This is a genomic window from Amycolatopsis azurea DSM 43854, assembly GCF_001995215.1.
Classification (GTDB): domain Bacteria; phylum Actinomycetota; class Actinomycetes; order Mycobacteriales; family Pseudonocardiaceae; genus Amycolatopsis; species Amycolatopsis azurea.
Genome location: NZ_MUXN01000022.1, coordinates 199,958 through 219,634 on the forward strand (window position 1 = coordinate 199,958; position 19,677 = coordinate 219,634).

Consider the following 19,677-nt stretch of genomic DNA (forward strand, 5'->3'; position numbering starts at 1 on the left):
GACTTGCCTTCACTCCTCGTCTCGTTAGTGGAATGATCGTTAAAGAACGAGCGCGAAGAAAATCGGCTCGAACGCTGGGGTCTGTTACGAAACCTGGAACATCAGAACGCCTCGATGGTGGTTTCGACGACTTGGGTGAGTGCCTGCCGGTCCGCGGTCTTGCCCAGTACCCGCAGGCCGTACATCGCGGCGAGGGTGAACCGCGCCAGCGCGCGGGGGTCCCGGCCCGCGCCGATCTCGCCCGCGTGCCGGGCGGCGGCGAATTCGGCGTGGAACGCGTTCTCCACCCGTTCGAAATTGTGGCGGACGCGAGCGGTGACCTCGTCGTCGACGCCGCCGAGTTCCAGGGCGGCGTTGACGGCCAGACAACCTCGATGCGTGGCCGAGGTGTCCATCTCGTCGTGGACCACGTCCATCAGCACGCGCCGGATCCGCTCCCGGATGGTTCCCGGGGCGACCAGCATCTCCTCCACCCGCGTGGCGGACGTTTCCTCGTACCGGCGCAGCGACTCCTTGAACAGCTGCTGCTTGCTCGAAAACGTGTTGTACAGGCTTCCCCGGCCGAGGCCGGTGCCGTCGACCAGGTCCTGGGCCGACGTCGCCGCGTATCCCTTCCGCCAGAACGTGCCGACCGCGGCGTCGAGCACCTCGGTGGGATCGAATCCCTTCGGACGGGGCATGCCGACCAGCATCGCACGTTCTGTAACGATCAGTCAAATACCGGTGGTCAATGCTCGGACAGCAGCGACCCGAAGCCGCGCACACTGTCGGTCACGCCGTTGCGGCGCAGGGCGTGCCAGTACAGGACGACGTTGTTCGAAAGGACCGGTTTGCCGAGCCAGAACTCGGCGGCCGCCGCGACCCGCGCCATGGCGACGTTCGTGCCGACCTGGACGATGGCCTCGACGTCGGCGCTGTCGATCTCCTTGACGGCGTCCCTGAGTTCGGGCTCGGAGACGTGCGAGATCCGGGCCGGGCTCGGCATGCCGAGACCATGGAGGCCCAGCAGGTCGTAGCCGCTGTCGGTGAAGAACCGGCTCACCGAATCGTCGCCGACCGGCAGATACGGCGTGATGACCGCGACCCGGCGGGCGTCGTGCGCGGCGAGCGCGGCGGTGATCGCGTCCGGGCTCATCGTCACCGGCAGGCCGCCCGCGGCGTCCCGCATCGAATCGAGGACACGGCCGTGCGAAGCCGTCCCCTCCCAATAGCTTTCCGGTGACACGCCGACGATCACGCAGTCGGGTCCGCAGCCGGTGACGCTCCGGATCGCCGGATGCGTCGACAGCCGGATGCTGTGCATGACGTGGCCGAACCCGGGCTCGTCGACCATCGGATCGTCGCCGATGACCATCCGGCCGGTGTGGTTGGTGACGCCGTCGGGGCGCAACGCGTCCAGCTCCGGCTGGGCCGAGGTGTTGGTGGACGGGACGACGACGCCGACCTTGAGGCGGGGACCGAGGGAGTCGGGCACTACGGGATCTCCTTAGCTCAGCGGGATTCGAGCCGGGCGCGGATCGCCGACACCAGTTCGGCGACGCCGTTTTCCTTGAGGACGCTGTAGTGATCGCCTTCGAGCGTGACCACCTCCGGCGGCGTGGCCGAGTACCCGGAGCTGTTCTCGACGAACGAGTAGTCGTCGCCCGCGGCTTTGAACAGCGTCACCCGCGCCGCGATCCGCCGCCGCGCGAGTTCACGGAAGGTGTAGTCGAACTCGTAGGTCTCCTCGACGATCCGGACGATCCGCCGGATCAGCTGTTCGCCGAGGGCGGGCAGCAGCTCCGCCACGAAGTCGACGAAGCCGTCTTCGTCGCGGACGGTCTCCTTGCAGGCCAACGGTTCCGGCCCGGAGATCGACCCGAGGAAGACCGACAGCAGGATCGTCAGGTACGCCGGGTTCGTGTAGCTCGCCACCCGCTCCCCACCGCCCTCGACCTCGGGGTTTCCCGGGCAGATCAGGAGCAGGTCGGCCACCCGTTGTCCCTGTTGTTCCAGCTGCCACGCCGTTTCGAACGCGACCCGCGCGCCGAACGAGTAGCCCCACAGCGTGTACGGGCCCTCCGGCTGGACACGCCTGATCTCGGCGACGTCGGCCTTCGCCATCTCCTCGACGGTGGCGTACGGCGTTTCGCCCGCGTTGACGCCGTGGGCCTGCACCCCGTAGAACGGCCGCCCCAGGCCGCTTTCCGAAGCCAGCGACCGCAGGTTCATCGGATAGCCGCCGAGTCCGGGCCAGCAGAACACCGGGTCGCCGCCACCGGTCGCCAGCGGGACCAGCCGCGACGAGGGCCGGACGGAATCCTCACCGATGCGGGCGGCCAGATCGGCCAGCTTCGGGCACTCGAAGACGACCTGCAGCGGCAGCCTGGCGCCGTACTCGCGGTTGATCCGGTTCACCAGGGAGACCGCGGTCAGCGAGTTGCCGCCGGAGGCGAAGAAGTCGTCCCGTGCCGAGACGTCGTCGTACTTCAGCGCCTTGCCCCACACCCCGGCCAGCCATCGCTCGTGGCTCGTCGAAGGCGCGACATACGGCGCGCAGTTGGTGGCGCGGACGGCGTCGGTCCGGGCCAGCGCGTGCGCGTCGACCTTTCCGTTGGCGGTCAACGGCAACTCGTCCAGCACCAGCACCCGGTTGGGGATCATGTAGTCGGGCAGGGTGGTCGCGAGTTCGTCGCGGATGAGCTCCGCGGGGCCCTTCATGTGCACGGCGTCTTCGTGCATCCCCTCGCTGCGCCGCTGCTCCTGGCTCACCTTGCCGCCGACGAAGAAGTACGACGGCCCGGGCGCGATCCCCTGCCCGGCGAGGATGTCGTCGATCCGCCGGGCGGCGGGCAACGGGTTGCCGCTCTTGGAGCTGTAGCCCGACGACATCAGGCCGATCCCCAGATCGTTGCGCTGCAAGTGATGCAGCTCCGTACCGAGCCCGATGTACTCGAGCCACTCGTCGGCCGTCCGGCTGACCGCGGTGATACCGAAGGCCGCGCGTCCGTACACCTGCTGGTTGATCGCGATCACGTGCTTGGCTTCGATCAGCTTGCCGGAGACGCGCTCGAAATCCCCGTCCCGCCAGCGATAGGTGCCGGCGGGCAGGCCTTCGACCCGATCGGGATGCGCCTGCACGAACAGTTCGATGTCGTCCCGGTGCGGCTCGCCGTCGTCGGCGTGCAAGGAGAACGTACCGAGGTAGTGGTCTTCGGCGGCGGCACCGGCGCGGACGGCCACCGCGGGGTCGAACCCCGACGGGCTGATGGTGAGGCCGTATCCGGGCAGGACGTCCTCGAAGACGCCGACCATGTGACCGGCCTCGAATTCGAGGACCTCGCGGATGTTGTTCTTGTAGACCGGTTCGATGGCCCCGGTGCGCCCGATGAAGTGCACCGAATGCCCGGTGCCCGTGTTCGCGCCGAGCAGGACCAGCGTGTGGTCGACCGGGTGGTAGTAGTAGATCCCGGCATCGAGGCCGTCGAGACCGCTGGTCTCCAGATACAACTGCGTCGCGTACAGCGCGCCCGGCGAGGCGTACGAGTACTTCGGCAGCAGCCGCTCCTCGCTGCGGAAGCCGCCGAACCAGCGCAGCAGCCCGCCCAGTTCGGCGAACGTGAGCTCTCCGGGTTCGCGGGAGTACGTGCCGGCCGGACGCGGTGCCAGGAGCGCGGCCAGGTCATCGCGGGTGACCGGGCCGCCCTCGTAGTGGCGATAGGTCTTGCGCGCGAACACTTCCCGCCGCTGACGGGCGGTCTCCCGCCTGCCCTCCAGCGCGACGACGGGGCGGCCGTCGAGATCGGCGCGCACGCCCGGATCGGACAGCTGCGCCTTGACCTGCAGCTTGCTGGCCTTCGACTGGTGGTGCCCGCCGTGGTTGCCCTGATCCATCACCGCGGCTTCGCGCGGGTTCAGCTCCACACAGGCGACGAGCGACTTCGACCCGGTCCGCACGTCGTCGGTCACCACCGCGGCGGCCCGGCGCACCCACGTGTGCTCTTCGATCGCCACCGCGATCTCGTCCAGCTCGACTCGGTACCCGCGCAGCTTGACCTGGTTGTCGGCGCGGCCGACGAACTGGAGGGTGCCGTCGGGGTTCCAGTAGGCGAGATCGCCGGTGCGGTACAGCCGTTCGGTCGGCACGAACGGGTTCGGCACGAACTTCTGGCTCGTCTGCTCCGGCAGGTTCAGGTAGCCGCGGGCCAGCTGGACCCCGCCGATGTACAGCTCGCCCGTCTCCCCGATGTCGACCGGGGCGAGCTCGGCGTCGAGCACGAAGCACTGCGTGTTGTCGGCGGGCACGCCGATCGGGACCGTCCCGGCGCTCTCGCCGATCGTCTCCGGGTCGACGACGTGGGCGGTCGCGTTGATCGTGCATTCGGTCGGCCCGTACAGGTTGACCAGCCGCGCCGACGGCAGCTCACGGGCGAGTTCCCCGGCCAGCTGACGCGAGAGCGCCTCCCCGCCGGAGAACAGTTTCCGCAACGAGACGCAGGTCCCGAAGCGTTCCGTGTCGAGCAACGCTTGCAGCAGCGTCGGGACGCACTGCAGGGTGGTGACGCCGTGCTCGGTCACCGTGTCGATCAGGACTTCGGGGTCGCGGAAACTTCCCGGCGCGCTCATCACCACGCGGGCGCCCGCGGCGGGCGCCAGGATCTCCCATTGCGCGGCGTCGAAACTCATCGGCGTCTTCTGCAGGACCGTGACGCTCGCGTCCAGGTGGCCGCAGGCTTGCAGCCAGCGCATCTGGGATACGACGCTGTGCTGCTCGATCATCACGCCCTTCGGCTTGCCCGTGCTGCCGGAGGTGTAGATGACGTAGGCGAGCGAGTCCGGCCGTGGCCCGCGCGGGGCCTCACCGGCCGGGCCGCGGACGTCGGCCACGGACACGATCCGGGTCCCGGCTGGCACCAGCCCGGCGAGCCTCGCGGCGAGGTGCGGCTGGGTGACGACGACCCCGGCGCCGCTGTCTTCGAGCATGTACCGCAGCCGGTCTTCCGGGTACTCCGGGGACAACGGCAGATAAGCGGCACCGGCGGCGAGCACGCCCCACGCGCCGACCATCAGATCCGCGGAAGGCTCGACATGAAGGCCGACGAGATCGTCCGTGCCGATCCCCAGAACGGCGAGACGCGCGGCGAGTGCCGCACTCGCCTCTTCGAGTCCGCGAAAGGTCAATTCGCGGTCACCGTCGACGACGGCGATCGCTTCCGGCCGTGTCCCTGCCCAGTGCCCGAGCAGATCCGGAAGGCAGGTACTGGAGCGCATCCGATGATGCGGTGTGACGTTGTCGGCGGGCATCGTGATCTTTTCCCCTGGCAAAGCCATCCCCCATTACGAATTCCGTGGCCGCGCACCGTGTCGACGCGCTGCCTTGAACCTCGAAGCACAGGAGTGGCCCGGGACGGCCCGAGATACGGGCCGACGTGAGAACGGCCCGAAAGTTTCCCCGACTGGAATTTCCTTGACAAACGGGAGAACCGTATTCACGGAGCGGAAATTCGTTTCTCGTGGGCCGATAATCGATACGGACTCCGAACTGCGCCCCGCCGATCGTTCTTTTCTTCCCTTTGGGGCCGAGGTTCTCGCCCAGCCCGCCGGATCCGCCACACTCGAAGGCATGATTCCCACTTTCGTCTTCGTGCACGGTTCGGGAAGTTCGGCACACGGCTGGTCGGCCACCCAGCGGGAGATGGCGGCACGCGGGCATCGGACGCTCGCGCTCGATCTCCCCGGCCGGGGCGCGGGATTCACCCGGGCCTATCACGAACAGGACCTCGAAACCTTCGCGGCCGAGCCGTCGGCCGCGAGCGGCTTCACCGCGGACGACTTCACCGGGGCGGTCGTCGACGCCGTCCACCGGGTGCGTCACCACGGCCCGGTCGTCCTGGTCGCGCACAGTTTCGGCGGGCTCCCGGTCACCGCCGCCGCCAACGCGATCCCCGAACTGATCGACCGGGTCGTCTACATCGCCGCCCAGTGCCCGGTGGAGCGCCATCCCGGGGAGTACCCGGCGCTGCCCGTGTGGGCGTCCAGCGCTCTCTTCACCGCGACGGCGCCGCTCATGGTCGGTGACCCGGCGCGCCAGGGCTTCATCCGGGTCAACTGGCGTGGTGCCGACCGGGCGCAACGAGCCGCGCTCCGGGACGCCATCTCCGGTGAACTCACCGAAGAGGAGTTCCTCCAGGTCGTCGTCACGGCCCAGCCGGACGAGGTGTTCTGGCTCGCCGACCCCACCTGGGATCTTCGCGCCGACAAGGACTCCTGGGGACGGATCCCGCACACCTTCGTCAAACTGACCAGGGACCGCTCCATGCCGCTCCCCGCTCAGGAGCTGTACATCGCCGAGGGCGACGCGCTCACCCCGGACAACCCGTTCGACGTCCGCGAACTCGAAAGCAGCCACGCCGGGTTCTTGCGGAACCCCGCCGCGCTGGCCGGGATCCTCGACGACCTCAGCGTCCGAGCAGCCGCCGGATCTCGGTGACGGCGGCGCGGCCCGCCCGGTTCGCGCCGACGGTGCTGGCGGACGGGCCGTAGCCGACCAGATGCAGCCGCGGTTCGGCGACGACGCGGGTGCCGTCCATCCGGATGCCGCCCCCGGACGCGCGCAGGCGCAGCGGCGCGAGGTGGTCGATGGCGGCGCGGAAACCGGTGGCCCACAGGATGACGTCGGCGGGCTCGAAGGTGCCGTCCGACCACTGCACACCGTCCGGGGTGAGCCGCTCGAACATCGGGTGACGGTCGAGGATGCCCGCGTCCAGCCCCGCGCGGACCTCGGGCGTCACCGCCAGATCGGTCACGCTGACGACGCTCTTCGGCGGCAGGCCCTCGCGGACCCGCCTGTCGACCTTGGCGACGGCCTCGCGGCCCCAGTCCTCGCTGAACGGCTCGTCGCGCCACACCGGCGGGCGTCGCGTCACCCAGCGCGTCGAGCGCGCGAAGGGCGCGATCTCCAGCAGCAGCTGCACGGCCGACGCGCCACCACCGACCACGACCACGCGCTTGCCGCGGAAGTCGCCGACGCCGGTGTAGTCGGCGGTGTGCAGCTGGCGGCCGCGGAAGGTCTCCTGCCCGGGGTAGTACGGCCAGAACGGCCGGTCCCAGGTGCCGGTCGCGCTGATCACCGCACGGGCGGCCCACGTTTCCGCCGCGCTCGCGACGACCAGCCGGTCGTCCTCCGCGCTCACCGACAGGACGTCGACGGGGCGATGGACCGGGAGGTCGTAGGTGCGCTCGAAGCGGCCGAAGTACTCGGAGACGACGTCGGCGGCGGGCAATTTCGGGTCCGGGGTGCCGAAGGCCATCCCGGGAAGGTCGTAGATGCCGTGGACCTTCTCCACGATCAGCGAGGGCCAGCGGTACTGCCACGCGCCACCGGGCCGTTTGCCGTGGTCGAGCACGACGAACCCCGCCTCGTTGGCGAATCCCGCGCGGCGCAGGTGATACGCGGCCGACAGACCGGCCTGACCCGCCCCGATCACCGCCACGTCGACTTCGTGATCCGCCTTCATACCGGGTTCAACGGCTGACGGAACTCTCTATTTCGTCCGCTGCGTCACAGCACGCACGATCGCGACGACCAGGAGCACACCCGCGAGCGCCACCAGCACCGGTGCCACCCGTTTGACCACGGATTCGCCCGCGTACTCCATCAGGTCGATGGCCTCGCCGTCCGCGACCGGCTTCACCGCTTTCAACGGCGGCCGCTCCTCCGGCTTCTCGGGTTCGGGCGTGGTGGCGAGCTTGCCGGAAAGGCAGTCCGCGAACGAGTCGAGGATCTTGCCGCCGACCTCGGAGATCATCCCGCGCCCGAACTGCGCCGGTTTGCCGGTGACCGCCAGTTCCGTGGCGACGGCGCCGTGGGTGACGCCGTCCTTCTCGGACAGGGTGAGCGTCACCGTCGCCGACGCCGTACCCGCGCCCCTGGCGTCCTTGCCGGAGGCCTTGATCACCACCTTCTTCGCCTCGGCGTCCTTCTCGACGAAATGGCCGGCGCCCTTGTAGAGCAGGGAGATCGGCCCGAGCTTGACCTTCACCGTGCCTTTGAAGGCGTCCCCGTCGACTTCGGTGACGGTGGCGCCCGGCATGCACGGCGCCACCCGTTCCGGGTCGACGACGGCCTTCCAGACCTCGCCGATCGGGGCGGGAACGGTGAATTCGTGGTCGAGCCGCACGGGCCGACCTCCCTTCTCTCTAGGCCCCTGCCGCGGCGAGGACCGCCCGGCCGGTCAGCACCCGCGCGAGGTGCTGCCGGTATTCGACATCGGAGTTCCCGTCGGCCGTCGGGTTCGTCCCCTCGGCCGCGTGTTCCGCCGCGCCGCGGATCGCCTCGGCGGTGGCCGCGCAGCCGACCAGCGCCGCTTCGACCGCACTCGCCCGCACCGGCGTCGAGCCCATGTTGGTGAGCGCGACCCGCGCCTCCTCGATGCTGCCCGCCTCGGTGCGGACGCAGGCCGCGACCGCGACCATCGACCACGCCTGCGCGACCCGGTTGAACTTCTCGTAGTGGGCGCGCCAGCCGGTGTGCTTCGGCACGCGGACCTCGACCAGGAGTTCGTCCGCGGCGAGCGCGGTGGTGAACATGTCCTGGAAGAAGTCCGCCGCGGCGACCGTCCGCCGCCCGCCGGGCCCGGCGACGACGAGTTCGCAGCCGAGCGCGAGGACCGGGGCCAGCAGGTCACCGGCGGGATCGGCGTGCGCGATGGCGCCGCCGAACGTGCCGCGATGGCGGATCTGCGGATCGGCCACCGTGTCGGTGGCGGCCTTGAGCAACGCGGCGTGCTCGGCGATCAGCGCGTCCCGCTGGACGTCGTAATGCGTGGTCATCGAGCCGATGACCAGTGCGTCGCCCTCCTCGCGGACGCCGCGCAGCTCGCCGACCTTCCCGAGGTCGACCAGCGTGGTCGGTGTGGCCAGCCGCATCCGCAGCACCGGCAGCAGGCTTTGCCCGCCCGCCAGCACCTTGGCGTCCTCGCCCGCTTCGGCGAGGGCGGCGATCGCCTCGTCCACTGTGGACGGTGCGACGTAGTCGAACGGGGCCGGGATCACTGGGCACCTCCGGTGGCGTCGATCGAACCGAGTCCGCCACCGGATTCGGAGCCGAGCCCGCCCGCGGCGGACGACCCGTGCCGGACGGCGTGCCAAACCCGCATCGGGGTCAGCGGCATTTCGATGTCGTTCACCCCGAAGTGCCGGACGGCGTCGACGACGGCGTTGACCACCGCCGGGGTCGAGGCGATCGTGCCCGCCTCGCCGACTCCCTTGGCGCCCAAGGGGTTCGTCGTCGACGGCGTCTCGGTGCGGCCGGTGGTGAAACTGGGCAGATCCGCCGCCGACGGCAGGAGGTAGTCGGCGAACGTCCCGGTGGTCAGCGTCCCGCCTTCGTCGTGGACGGCCTCTTCGAACAACGCTTGCGCGATGCCCTGCGCGAGCCCGCCGTGCACCTGGCCTTCGACGATCAGCGGGTTGACGACCACGCCGACGTCGTCGACGCAGACGTAGGAACGCAGCTTCACGCGTCCGGTCTCGGTGTCGACCTCCGCCGCGCACAAATGGGTGCCGTGTGGGAAGGAGAAGTTCTCCGGATCGAACGTGTCCGCCGAGTCCAGCGAGGGTTCGACGCCGTCCGGCAGGTTGTGCGCCGAGAACACGGCCCACGCGATGTCCTGGATGGACGTCGAGGAATCCGTGCCCTTGACCGAGAACTTGCCCGCCTCGAATTCGAGGTCGTCCTCGGAGCACTCCATCAGATGCGCCGCGATCGGCTTGGCCTTGGCGAGCACCTTGTCCGCCGCGTTGACCACCGCGATCCCGCCGACCACCAGCGACCGGGAGCCGTAGGTGTCCATGCCCTTGTGCGAGGACTGGGTGTCGCCGTGGATGACCTCGATGTCCTCGAACGGGACGCCGAGTTTGTCGGCGACGATCTGGCTCCACGCGGTTTCGTGGCCCTGGCCGTGCGCGGAGGCGCCGGTGATCACCTCGATCTTGCCGGTGGGCAGCACCCGGATCTCCGCGTGCTCCCAGCCGCCCGCCGCGTAGTCCAGCGAGCCGAGCACTCGCGACGGCGCGAGACCGCACATCTCGGTGAACGTCGAGATGCCGATACCGAGCTGGACCGGGTCACCCGAGTCCCGCCGCTCCTTCTGCTCGCGGCGAAGGCCGTCGTAGTCGAAGAGTTCCTTCGCCTTCCGGGTCGCGGCCTCGTAGTTGCCCGAGTCGTAGGTCAGCCCGGCGACCGTGGTGAACGGGAACTCCTCGTGCTTGATCCAGTTCTTCTCGCGCAGCTCCATCGGGTCCATGCCCAGTTCGACGGCGAGTTCGTCCATGATCCGCTCGATGCCGAACGTGGCCTCCGGCCGCCCGGCGCCGCGATAGGCGTCGGTGAGCGTGGTGTTGGTGAACACGTTGGTGCAGGCGAAATGGTACGCCGGGAACTTGTAGATCGCGTTGAACATGAACGCGCCCAGGATCGGTACGCCGGGGCCGACGAGGCCGAGGTACGCGCCCATGTCGGCGAGCAGTTCGACCTTGAGGCCGGTCACCGTGCCGTCGCGGTTCGCGGTGATGGTGAGGTCCTGGATCTGGTCGCGGCCGTGGTGCGCGGCGACCATCGTCTCCGAACGGGATTCGGTCCACTTGACCGGTTTGCCGAGCCGTTGCGCGATCAGCGTCGCCATCATCTCTTCGGGCAGCACGGCGATCTTGCCGCCGAAGCCGCCGCCGACGTCCGGCGCGATCACCCGCACCTTGTGCTCGGGCAGGCCGAGCGTGGCCGCGGTCATGGTCTTGAGGATGTGCGGGACCTGGGTGGCCGACCACATGACCAGCTGGCTGCCGGTCGGGTCGACGACGCACGCCCGCGGCTCCATGAACGCCGGCACCAGCCGTTGCTGGCGGAACCGGCGCTTGAGCACGATCCCCGACTTCTCTGCGTTCGCGATCGCGTCCTCGACGTCGGATCCCGTTCCCGCACCGGCGGAATCGAAGACCCAGACCGCGTTCTGGTTGGTGCCGAGTTCCTCGTGCACCAGCGGCGCGCCCTCCGCGAGCGCGTTCTCGAGGCCGAGGACGACCGGCAGTTCGTCGTAGTCGACGTCGATCGCTTCGAGCGCGTCGTGCGCTTCGGCCGACGTCCTGGCGACGACCACCGCGACCCCTTCACCGGCGAAGTTCACCGTGTCCGAGGCGAGGATGGGCCGCCTCGGCGATTTCATCTCCGGGGTGATCGGCCACGCGCACGGCATGCCGATGGCGCTTTCCGGGTCGAGGTCCTTCCCTGTGAGCACCGCGACGACACCCGGCGCCGACTTGGCCTCGGTGACGTCGATCGAAACGATCTTGGCGTGCGCGAAAGGACTGCGGAGCACAGCGAGGTGCAGCATGCCCGGCAGGCTCAGATTGTCGGTCCAGCGGGTGCGGCCGGTGATGAGGCGCTCGTCCTCCTTGCGGCGGCGGGCCTTCCCGACCTCCGGTTCGATCGTGGAGGTCATCACTCACCACCCGCGCCGACACGGGAAGCGGTGTCCGAGGCGAGCCGCTCGGCTTCGGGACCGGCGCCGGGCCGCATCTGATGGGCGGCGTCCCGCACCGCGCGGACGATGTTCTGGTAACCCGTGCAGCGGCACAGGTTTCCTTCGAGTCCTTCCCGGACGGCCTGTTCGTCCGGATCGGGGTTGTCGGCGAGCAGATCGATCGACTGCATGATCATTCCGGGGGTGCAGAACCCGCACTGGAGCGCGTGGTTCTCGTGGAAGGCCTTCTGCACCGGATGCAGTTCGCCGTCGCGGGCCAGTCCCTCGATGGTGGTGACCTCGCAGCCGTCGGCCTGGACCGCGAGGACCGAACAGGATTTCACGCTGTGCCCGTCGAGGTGGACGGTGCAGGCCCCGCAGTTGCTGGTGTCGCAACCGACCACGGTGCCTACCTTCCCGACTCGTTCGCGGAGATGGTGCACGAGGAGGGTCCGGGGTTCGACGTCGTCTGTGTAGGGGGTGCCGTCGACGGTGACGGTGATGCGCATCAGGCCTCCAAAAGCAAGAGAAACCCCGCGCTGGTCCGGGGTCGTTCGGGAGCGGCCGGTCATTGAAGTTGTCACGGACCGATCCCGGAGCGACCGTGATCGGACTCACAGTCGAGCGTGCTACTTCTGATCGACTGGGACAACCCCCACCAGGGGGTGACTCGACCGTGAGTCCGCAGAAGCGCTGATACAGCGAGGCTTTCTCCGCAGATGCGGTTTTGCCAGGACTACTTCAAACGCTCGAGAAAGCCGTTGGCGATCAACCACCCGACGTTGACCGGACCCGGTGCGCCGGGCAACAACGCACCGTCCACTTGATACTGGAATCCCCCACCCGGCTGGGCGAACCAGGCCGCGATCGGACCGGAGTGCACGGCGAACGACTTCTTGACCTGATAGGCGTGGTAATTGCAGCTCGCGCCCGGTGTGGAGTCGAGGCTTTGCGGCGGGATCGCTCTCGACGCGTACGGGGAGCCCTTCGGCGCGAGGAAGCTGCCGTACTCGCTGCCGTACCGGTCGATCCGCTTGCCCGGCGTCAGCGTGACGACGTACTGGATGGGCGTTCCGTCGGACCGCAGGACGTAGCCGTTCTTGGGCGGGTAGCGCCAGGAGGCGGCCGCCGAGTCGTAATAGGTGTCGAGGAAACTCTGCTGGGGCAGGGACCCGGTGCGGCGATAGCCGATGAGCTGGAAACCGACGTCGCCCAGCACCGGCAGTTTCTCCGGGCCGAGCCGTTTGTCCCCGTGGTGATCGGCGTCCGAACATTCGGTGAGCCGACCGGCTTGTCGTTCGGGGTTCTGTTCGGTGGCGGCTTGCGCGGTGGCCGGGGCGAGGAGCAGTCCGATGGCGGCGAACACCGTCAAGGTGCGTCTCAGCAACATGTTCCGAGCACACCAGCCGCCGCCCGGGGCGGGCAGCGGCTGATCGACTGACATCACTGAGCCGACCGGCTGGTGATCGCTCGCGGCTGATGCTCCCAATGCCGCATTGGGGACGCTGAGCGTCTCCAATGCCGCATTGGGGACACGCGTCGGCTCAGCCCGTCATGCCCAGCACCGAGAGATCCGCGTTCGCGCCCGTGATCACGGTGGCGGCGAAGTCGCCGGGGATGTCGTGCACGGTCAGCGCGGCCAGGCCGGCGGCGCCCGCGGGTTCCGGGAGGACGCCGAGGGTTTCCGCGCCCAAGCGCATGGCCGCGCGGAGATCGTCGTCGCTCACCAGCACGAAGTCGTCGACCAGCGACCGCAGCCGCCGCACGGATTCCGGCTCCGGGGACCTGATCGTGATACCGGCCGCGAACGAACTGGTCCGATCGATGGTGACCGGCTCGCCCGCCCGCCAGCTCTTCGCCATCGCCTGCGCCGATTCGGTCCCGACGCCGACGATCCGGACGTCCGGCGAATGAGCCTTGAGCCAGAGCGCGACACCGGCGATCAGCGCGCCGTCGCCGACCGGGAGCACGACCGTGTCGATCCCGCTCTCCCGCGCCAGTTCCAGTCCGATCGTGCCCGCCCCCTCGGAGATCGCGGGCTCCCGGCCGTCGACGGCGAAGACGCGGTCCGGAGCTTCGGCGGCGAAGGCGGCAGCGGCGTCTTTCGCCTCGCCGTCGACCCGGCGCACGCGTGCGCCCAGTGCCTTCATCCGCCGTAGTTTGACCGGGGAGATGTCGGCGGGGACGAACACTTCGGCCCGCAGGCCGTGCTTCCGGGCGGCGAACGCGAGGGCCTGCCCGAAGTTGCCACTGGTCCCGCACACCATCGTGGTGCCCGGCTCCAGGCGCGCGGCGAAGTAGTCCGCGCCCCGGCCTTTGAAGCTGCGCAACGGGTTCAGCGTCTCGACCTTCACCAGCACACGCCGTCCGAGCCGTTCGTTCAGCTGTCCGTCTTCGTACTGCGGCGAGTTCAGGAACACGGGGTCGATCACCTTCGCCGCCTCGGCGACGTGGTCCGGCTTCAGGTCGATGTCGGTCATGAAGCCCAAGCTAAAGCGGAAGTCGATCACGGCGATTGTAAATTTTCCCGTCCGCGCGCAAGATTGTTGCGTGACCTTGGACGAGATCGACCACCTGCTGCTCGACCTGGTCCAGGCCGACGCGGCCCGTCCGCTGCACGACCTGGGCGACGCCGTCGGCCTTTCCCCGAGCGCGGTCCAGCGGCGGCTGACCCGGCTGCGTGCCGCGGGGGTGATCCGCGCCCAGGTCGCGGTGCTCGATCCGGAGGCGATGGGCGCCGGGATGACGTCGGTCATCCTGGTCGCGCTGACCGACGACGACGAGAAGAGCCACCAGGCGTTCCGCGAGCGCATGCTGGCCGAACCCCGGGTCCAGCACTGCTACAGCATCGTCGGGCAGTGGGACTACGTCGTCGTCCTGCTCACCGCGGATCTCAAGGCGAGCCGGTACCTGGCCCGGAAACTGTTCGACGAGCACGTCAAACGGTTCGAGACGCTGCCCGCCTTCGAAGTGGTCAAGTCCAGCCAGGCCGTGCCGGTGCCGGGCGTCAGCCGTGGATCCGGCCGGTGAGTTCGGCCAGCCGCGACCCCGAACCGCTCCACCGCAGCGCGATGATCTCCGCCGCGATCGACACCGCGGTCTCCTCGGGGGTGCGGGCGCCGAGGTCGAGTCCGATCGGCGAGGACAGCCGTTCGAGTTCAGCCTCGGTGACCCCGGCCTCGCGCAGCCGCGAGAACCGGTCGTCGTGGGTCTTGCGCGAGCCCATCGCGCCGACGTAGCCGACGTCGAGGCGCAACGCGACCTCCAGCAGCGGCACGTCGAACTTCGGGTCGTGGGTGAGCACGGCGATCGCGGTCCGGCGATCGATCCGGCCGGCGTCGGCTTCGGCCTTGAGATAGCGATGTGGCCAGTCGACGACGACCTCGTGCGCGTCCGGGAAGCGACTCTTCGTCGCGAACACGGGCCGCGCGTCGCAGACCGTCACCTGGTAGCCGAGGTACGCGCCCATCTTCGCCATCGCGGCGGCGAAGTCGATCGCGCCGAAGACCAGCAGGCGCGCGGGCGGCTCGAAGGAGTTGACGAAGACCGTCATCCCCTCGCCGCGGCGCTGCCCGTCCGGTCCGTAGTGGAGCGTGCCGGTGCGGCCGGCGACGAGCATGCCGCGCGCGTCGTCGACGACGGCGTCGTCCATCCGCGACGAACCGAGCGAACCGGCGACCCGGTCCGGCCAGACGATCAGATGCTCGCCGACCAGGCCTTCCTGGTCGTGCTCGATCACCGTGACCACGGCGACCGGTTGTCCACTGTGGACCGATTCGACGACGTCGCCGAGTTCCGGCATCGAGTCGCGGTCGACGTGCTGGACGTAGATGTCGATGATCCCGCCGCAGGTCAGCCCGACGGCGAACGCGTCGTCGTCGCTGACGCCGTAGCGCTGGAGCACGGGCGCGCGCTCGGCGACCACCTGCTGCGCGAGTTCGTAGACGGCGCCCTCGACGCAGCCGCCGGAGACGCTGCCGGTGACCGTGCCGTCCGGGGCGACGAGCATCGCGGCGCCGGGGCTGCGGGGCGCCGACGAGAACGTCGCCACCACCGTGCCGACCCCCACCGTTTCGCCTGCCGCCCAGCGGCGGTGCAGTTCGTCCAGTACGTCACGCATCGGCGATCTCCACCAGCAGTCGTTCCAATGTGGCCATGCTGTGCCCGGCGAGCAGCCGATCGAGGTACGGGAGCGCGGCCGCGATGCCGGACTGCACGGGAGCGTAACCTGCGCGCCCCGCGTGCGGATTCACCCAGAATACGACGTGCGCGAGCCGTCGCAGCCTGGCGAGCTGTTCGCCGAGCAGCCCGGGGTCGCCCCGTTCCCAGCCGTCGGAGAACACGGTGACCACGGATCGCCTGGCCACGCCGCGTTGTCCCCAGCGGTCGAGGAAGGCCCGCAGGGTCTCACCGAGCCGGGTCCCGCCCGCGAAATCGGGGACCGCGGCGGCCGCGGCGAGCATCGCGTGCTCGGGATCGCGCAGCCGCAGCTGACGGGACACCCTGGTGAGCCGGGTACCCAAGGTGAACACCTCGACACGGCCTGGAGCGTGCCGGGCGACGACGTGCGCGAACCGCAGCAACGCGTCGGCATACGGCCCCATCGAGCCGGAGACGTCGATCAGGAGGACGAGGCGACGGGGTTTGGTGCCTTTCCGCCGGTACGCCAGGCGCACGGGCTCGCCGCCGCCCGCCAGCATCGCGCGGAGCGTGCGCGACGGATCGAGGGTGCCCCGCCTGGCCGCGCGGCGACGTGGCGATGGCCGCGGCGGGAGGACAGGGCGCAGTTTCGCGAGCAGTTCCCGCAGGTGAGCGCGTTCGGCGACACTGAGTTCCGCGAGGTCACGATGTCGCAAGAGCTCGTCTTCGCTCGCCGCCACGCGGAGCTGATCGGGTTCCCTGCCGGACTCGCCCTGTCTCGGGGCTTGTGCGAGTGAGGCGATCTTCGCGCGCTTCGGGGGCGTCTGCCGCCCTCGCCGTCGTGGTCCGGCCTTCTTCTCGGTGAACCAGCCGTCGAAGGCGGCGTCGTAGCGCGGGAGGTCGTCGGGGTCGGCGCAGAGCGTCAGCCGTCCGGCCCAGTAGAGCTGCTCGGGATCGGTGAGGTCGACCTCCCCGACGGCCGCGAGGTACGCCTGGATCCGGTGCGCGTCGCACGGCAGACCGGCTTCGCGCAATGCCTCCGCGAAGCCGACGAACCCCGGCAGTGGATCGCTCACCCCTCCATTGTGCCTCGGCGCGCGAAGACCGGGGTTTCCTCGCGAAGGGGACCAATGCCGCCCAGGAACGCGCCCACGGCCGTGAGCATCGGGAACCGGTCCGAGATCCGGAGGAGCAGGGGGATGGTCCGCTCGTTCAGCGTCCCGTCGAGGGCGGGCTCGATGAGCATCTTGTGCTCCCCCAGCTGCTGCATCTGGATCAGCGTGACGGCGAAGTTCCTCTTTCGCTGTACGCGAGCGAGGTCTCTCGCGGTCAGCGTGCCGCGCAACAGCGGGGCGGCGAGGAATCGTGCGGCCGCCACCGCGTCCTGGATCGCGACGTTGACGCCCATCCCGCCGGCGGGCGACATCGCGTGCGCGGCGTCGCCGATGCAGAGCACCCGCTCGGAGTACCAGTGCGGAAGTTTGGACATCCGGACCTTCAGCAGTTTGACGTCGTCCCAGTCGCGGATCTCGGCGAGTTCGCGCTCTCCCCAGCCGAACAGGCCGCCGATCCGTTCGCGGAACTTCTCGATGCCCTCGGCCCGCAGCGCCTCGTCCTGTCCCTTCCTGATCAGGTACGACGTCTGGTAGTAGTCGCCGCGGTCCATCGTCATCCCGGCGAGGCCGTTCGCGAAACAACCGAAAACCTCGGCCGCTTCACCCGTCTCCTCGAATTTGGGCACGCGGACCCACCACACGTCCATCGGCACGTCGTACTCGTGGGGCACGAGTCCCGCTTCCGCGCGCACCAGGGAATCCCGGCCGTCGCAGCCGACCACGAGCGTGGCGGCCAATTCCCGCTCGACGCCGTCGGAATCGCGGTAACGCACACCGCCGCCCTCGCGCAGACCGGTCACCTCCGCCCCCATCTTCAGGGTGAACGTGGGTTCGTCGGCGGCCGCTTGGGCGAGCAGGTTCAGGAAGTCCCACTGCGGAACCATCTCGATGTACTTGTGCGGCCCGGGAACCCGGCTGAAATCGGCGGCGACGATCGACGCGTCGCCGAACACCATCCGCATCTTCTCCAGCCGTTTCGACGGGAGTTCCGCGAATCGTTCGCCGAGCCCGAGGTCGTCGAGCAACATCAACGTCGGCGGATGCACCGTGTCACCGCGGAAATCGCGGAAGAAGTCCTTGTGCTTTTCGAGAACGGTGACCTCGACCCCGGCTCGCGCCAACAGGAGCCCGAGCACCATCCCCGCCGGACCGCCCCCCACCACACAACACTGTGTACGTTCCATATTCGAGTTGTAGCGCGCCCGATGGGCCCTCGCCACGTAATCGGTGCGGAAGAGGACCTAGGTCCTGCCGGAAAACCTCGCTACGGTGACGCCATGTTCTCGTCCCGTGCCGTGGTGGCCGTCCTGCTCGCCTGCGTCGTCGGCGCGGCGGCCGCCCCCGCCGCCTCGGCGGCCCCCGCCTCTTCGCCGGTCCCGGTCGTGTACGACGGCGACTCCGATTTCGCCGACATCGCGACGCTCGCGTATCTCTGCCAGGCGCACAAACAGCGCCGCATCGACCTGCGTGCGGTCACCGTCACCAACAACGGCGCCGGAATCCCGGGGCGCGCGCTGACCCACGTGCGGACGGCGCTCGGGAAATGCGGCCTCTCCGGCATCCCGGTCGCCGACGGCTCCGACACCGGCGTGAACCCGATGCCCGCCGATGGCCGCGCCTGGACCGAAAGCATCCTCAACGGCGCGCTCGGCGACGCGAGCGTACCGGATCGCCCGTCACCTGTCCGGGCCTCGACGCTGCTCGCGGCGACGGTGCTCGAGTCCGCCCGGCCGGTCGTCGTGATCGCGACCGGACCGCTCACGAACGTCGCGAAGGCGATGGACGTTCCCGGTGTGGCCCAACGGATTTCGCGGCTCGCGGTGATGGGCGGCGCGTTCGACGTCCCGGGCAACGTGTTCGGCCCCGACGCGGGGAAGTTCGACGGCACCCAAGAAGTCAACATGTGGCTCGACCCCGCTTCGGCGGACAAGGCCTTCGCCGGGCTCCGCCGCGTCGACATCGTGCCGCTGGACGCCACGAACGACGTCCCCATCACACCATCCTATGTGGAGCGTCTCGGCCGGGAAGGCCGGACGGTGGAAGCGAAACTGGTGCACGCGATCGTCACCCAGCCCGATCTCGCGCCGTACGTCCAGGACGGGTCGGCGTACTGGTGGGACGCGCTCGCCTCGTCCGAGGTGCTCGACGCCGTGAGCCCGGTGAAGCTGCGGCGGGCGAAGGTCGACGTGCGGCAGGACGGCGCCGCGGCCGGACGTACTTTCGTGACCCCCAAGGGAACTTCGCAGTACGTCGGCTACGACGCGGACCCGGTCGCGTGGGAGAACGGGTTCCTGAAGATGCTGAACGGTCAGGGTTTCAGGCCGGCGATGAGGACCCCGACCATCTTGCGCGCGTTGTAGCGGGGATCGCTGTCGGCACCGATGCAGAGGTTCCCGACGCCGCGCATGACTTCGAGTGCCTCCAGGTCGGACCGGATCTCGCCGGCCTTCGCCGCGGCGTCGAGCAGCCGGGCGCACACCGGCAGGAGCGTGTCGAGGAAGTAGGTGTGCAGCGTCTCGAACCCGGCGTTGTCCGATTGCAGGACCGCGGCCAGGCCGTGCTTGGTGACCAGGAAATCGACGAAGAGGTCGATCCAGCGCCGTAGTGCCTCGTACGGGGAATCGCTCGACTCCAGCAGTTCCGGCCCGGCTTGGGCGCAGGCGTCGACCTGGTGCCGGTAGACGGCGATGACGAGGTCCGCCCTGGTCGGGAAGTGCCGGTAGATCGTGCCCATCCCGACGCCCGCCTTGGCGGCGATGGCCCGGACCGGCGCCTCGACGCCCGAAGTGATGAAGACGGCGGCGGCCGCGTCGAGCAGGGTCTTCTCGTTGCGCCGGGCGTCCGCGCGTTTGCTCTTGGTGCCCTCTTCACTCATCACACCGCTCCTTGTAGCTGTGCCTCGCCGCCCGGGGTTGCCAAACGGA

At 69.4% G+C, this 19,677-nt stretch carries 17 protein-coding genes; 3 read left to right on the forward strand and 14 right to left on the reverse strand.

Annotated features, from left to right (window positions below; all coding sequences use genetic code 11):
- Positions 1-101: 101 nt before the first annotated feature.
- From B0293_RS28165 to B0293_RS28175, 3 genes are read right to left on the reverse strand one after another with little or no spacing between them, the layout of a single operon-like run.
- The gene (locus tag B0293_RS28165; protein ID WP_039916297.1) at positions 102-680 is read right to left on the reverse strand and encodes a TetR/AcrR family transcriptional regulator; all 579 of its coding nucleotides are present in this window, start codon (positions 678-680) and stop codon (positions 102-104) included.
- A gap of 47 nt (positions 681-727) precedes the next feature.
- On the reverse strand, positions 728-1,474 hold the full coding sequence (locus B0293_RS28170) for a maleate cis-trans isomerase family protein (RefSeq protein ID WP_005153412.1): 747 nt from the start codon (positions 1,472-1,474) through the stop codon (positions 728-730).
- 17 nt (positions 1,475-1,491) lie between these two features.
- Positions 1,492-5,283, reverse strand: coding sequence for a non-ribosomal peptide synthetase family protein (locus B0293_RS28175; RefSeq protein WP_005153411.1), 3,792 nt, complete (start codon positions 5,281-5,283; stop codon positions 1,492-1,494).
- A gap of 319 nt (positions 5,284-5,602) precedes the next feature.
- Between B0293_RS28175 and B0293_RS28180 the strand changes: the two genes are divergently transcribed.
- On the forward strand, positions 5,603-6,469 hold the full coding sequence (locus tag B0293_RS28180; RefSeq protein ID WP_005153407.1) for an alpha/beta hydrolase: 867 nt from the start codon (positions 5,603-5,605) through the stop codon (positions 6,467-6,469).
- Here the strand turns inward: B0293_RS28180 and B0293_RS28185 are convergent.
- The 7 genes from B0293_RS28185 to B0293_RS28215 all read right to left on the reverse strand — a co-directional run bounded on the left by B0293_RS28185 (position 6,438) and on the right by B0293_RS28215 (position 13,978).
- Positions 6,438-7,496 carry an NAD(P)-binding domain-containing protein gene (locus tag B0293_RS28185; protein ID WP_005153402.1) on the reverse strand — a complete coding sequence of 353 codons (1,059 nt, stop codon included), beginning with the start codon at positions 7,494-7,496 and terminating at the stop codon, positions 6,438-6,440. The genes B0293_RS28180 and B0293_RS28185 overlap by 32 nt on opposite strands.
- 27 nt (positions 7,497-7,523) lie before the next feature.
- Positions 7,524-8,159, reverse strand: coding sequence for an SRPBCC family protein (locus B0293_RS28190; protein WP_005153400.1), 636 nt, complete (start codon positions 8,157-8,159; stop codon positions 7,524-7,526).
- 19 nt (positions 8,160-8,178) lie between these two features.
- Positions 8,179-9,033 carry an FAD binding domain-containing protein gene (locus tag B0293_RS28195; RefSeq protein WP_005153398.1) on the reverse strand — a complete coding sequence of 285 codons (855 nt, stop codon included), beginning with the start codon at positions 9,031-9,033 and terminating at the stop codon, positions 8,179-8,181.
- The gene (locus tag B0293_RS28200) at positions 9,030-11,477 is read right to left on the reverse strand and encodes a xanthine dehydrogenase family protein molybdopterin-binding subunit (RefSeq protein ID WP_005153395.1); all 2,448 of its coding nucleotides are present in this window, start codon (positions 11,475-11,477) and stop codon (positions 9,030-9,032) included. Before B0293_RS28200 ends, B0293_RS28195 begins: the two co-directional genes overlap by 4 nt.
- Positions 11,477-12,007 (reverse strand): (2Fe-2S)-binding protein, encoded by a 531-nt coding sequence (locus tag B0293_RS28205; protein WP_005153393.1) that lies wholly within the window; start codon positions 12,005-12,007, stop codon positions 11,477-11,479. The genes B0293_RS28200 and B0293_RS28205 overlap by 1 nt, the downstream gene beginning before the upstream one ends.
- 227 nt (positions 12,008-12,234) lie before the next feature.
- Positions 12,235-12,888 carry a TNT domain-containing protein gene (locus tag B0293_RS28210; protein ID WP_039916290.1) on the reverse strand — a complete coding sequence of 218 codons (654 nt, stop codon included), beginning with the start codon at positions 12,886-12,888 and terminating at the stop codon, positions 12,235-12,237.
- A 154-nt stretch (positions 12,889-13,042) separates the two neighbouring features.
- Positions 13,043-13,978 (reverse strand): threonine ammonia-lyase, encoded by a 936-nt coding sequence (locus B0293_RS28215; RefSeq protein WP_039916296.1) that lies wholly within the window; start codon positions 13,976-13,978, stop codon positions 13,043-13,045.
- Positions 13,979-14,048: 70 nt separating this feature from the next.
- On the opposite strand from B0293_RS28215, the gene B0293_RS28220 reads away from it, so the two are divergent.
- On the forward strand, positions 14,049-14,528 hold the full coding sequence (locus B0293_RS28220; RefSeq protein ID WP_005153386.1) for an Lrp/AsnC family transcriptional regulator: 480 nt from the start codon (positions 14,049-14,051) through the stop codon (positions 14,526-14,528).
- Here the strand turns inward: B0293_RS28220 and B0293_RS28225 are convergent.
- From B0293_RS28225 to B0293_RS28235, 3 genes are read right to left on the reverse strand one after another with little or no spacing between them, the layout of a single operon-like run.
- On the reverse strand, positions 14,506-15,618 hold the full coding sequence (locus B0293_RS28225) for an XdhC family protein (RefSeq protein WP_005153384.1): 1,113 nt from the start codon (positions 15,616-15,618) through the stop codon (positions 14,506-14,508). The two genes, B0293_RS28220 and B0293_RS28225, sit on opposite strands and share 23 nt — an antisense overlap.
- Positions 15,611-16,714, reverse strand: a complete 1,104-nt coding sequence (locus B0293_RS28230) for a vWA domain-containing protein (protein ID WP_005153370.1) — start codon at positions 16,712-16,714, stop codon at positions 15,611-15,613. The genes B0293_RS28225 and B0293_RS28230 overlap by 8 nt, the downstream gene beginning before the upstream one ends.
- On the reverse strand, positions 16,711-17,937 hold the full coding sequence (locus tag B0293_RS28235) for an FAD-dependent oxidoreductase (RefSeq protein ID WP_077241403.1): 1,227 nt from the start codon (positions 17,935-17,937) through the stop codon (positions 16,711-16,713). Before B0293_RS28235 ends, B0293_RS28230 begins: the two co-directional genes overlap by 4 nt.
- Before the next feature lie 93 nt (positions 17,938-18,030).
- Between B0293_RS28235 and B0293_RS28240 the strand changes: the two genes are divergently transcribed.
- Complete coding sequence (locus B0293_RS28240) at positions 18,031-19,113, forward strand: nucleoside hydrolase (RefSeq protein WP_005153366.1); 1,083 nt, start codon at positions 18,031-18,033, stop codon at positions 19,111-19,113.
- Here B0293_RS28240 and B0293_RS28245 read toward each other — a convergent pair.
- Entirely contained in the window at positions 19,062-19,628 is a 567-nt protein-coding gene (locus B0293_RS28245) for a TetR/AcrR family transcriptional regulator (protein ID WP_039916287.1), read from the reverse strand. The genes B0293_RS28240 and B0293_RS28245 overlap by 52 nt on opposite strands.
- Positions 19,629-19,677: the final 49 nt, after the last annotated feature.

Coding starts and splice junctions, on each gene's coding strand:
- B0293_RS28165 (WP_039916297.1), bottom strand. CDS start 680: ATGCCCCGTCCGAAGGGATTCGATCCCACCGAGGTGCTCGACGCCGCG.
- B0293_RS28175 (WP_005153411.1), bottom strand. CDS start 5,283: ATGCCCGCCGACAACGTCACACCGCATCATCGGATGCGCTCCAGTACC.
- B0293_RS28180 (WP_005153407.1), top strand. CDS start 5,603: ATGATTCCCACTTTCGTCTTCGTGCACGGTTCGGGAAGTTCGGCACAC.
- B0293_RS28185 (WP_005153402.1), bottom strand. CDS start 7,496: ATGAAGGCGGATCACGAAGTCGACGTGGCGGTGATCGGGGCGGGTCAG.
- B0293_RS28200 (WP_005153395.1), bottom strand. CDS start 11,477: ATGACCTCCACGATCGAACCGGAGGTCGGGAAGGCCCGCCGCCGCAAG.
- B0293_RS28205 (WP_005153393.1), bottom strand. CDS start 12,007: ATGCGCATCACCGTCACCGTCGACGGCACCCCCTACACAGACGACGTC.
- B0293_RS28210 (WP_039916290.1), bottom strand. CDS start 12,888: ATGTTGCTGAGACGCACCTTGACGGTGTTCGCCGCCATCGGACTGCTC.
- B0293_RS28215 (WP_039916296.1), bottom strand. CDS start 13,978: ATGACCGACATCGACCTGAAGCCGGACCACGTCGCCGAGGCGGCGAAG.
- B0293_RS28225 (WP_005153384.1), bottom strand. CDS start 15,618: ATGCGTGACGTACTGGACGAACTGCACCGCCGCTGGGCGGCAGGCGAA.
- B0293_RS28235 (WP_077241403.1), bottom strand. CDS start 17,937: ATGGAACGTACACAGTGTTGTGTGGTGGGGGGCGGTCCGGCGGGGATG.
- B0293_RS28240 (WP_005153366.1), top strand. CDS start 18,031: ATGTTCTCGTCCCGTGCCGTGGTGGCCGTCCTGCTCGCCTGCGTCGTC.
- B0293_RS28245 (WP_039916287.1), bottom strand. CDS start 19,628: ATGAGTGAAGAGGGCACCAAGAGCAAACGCGCGGACGCCCGGCGCAAC.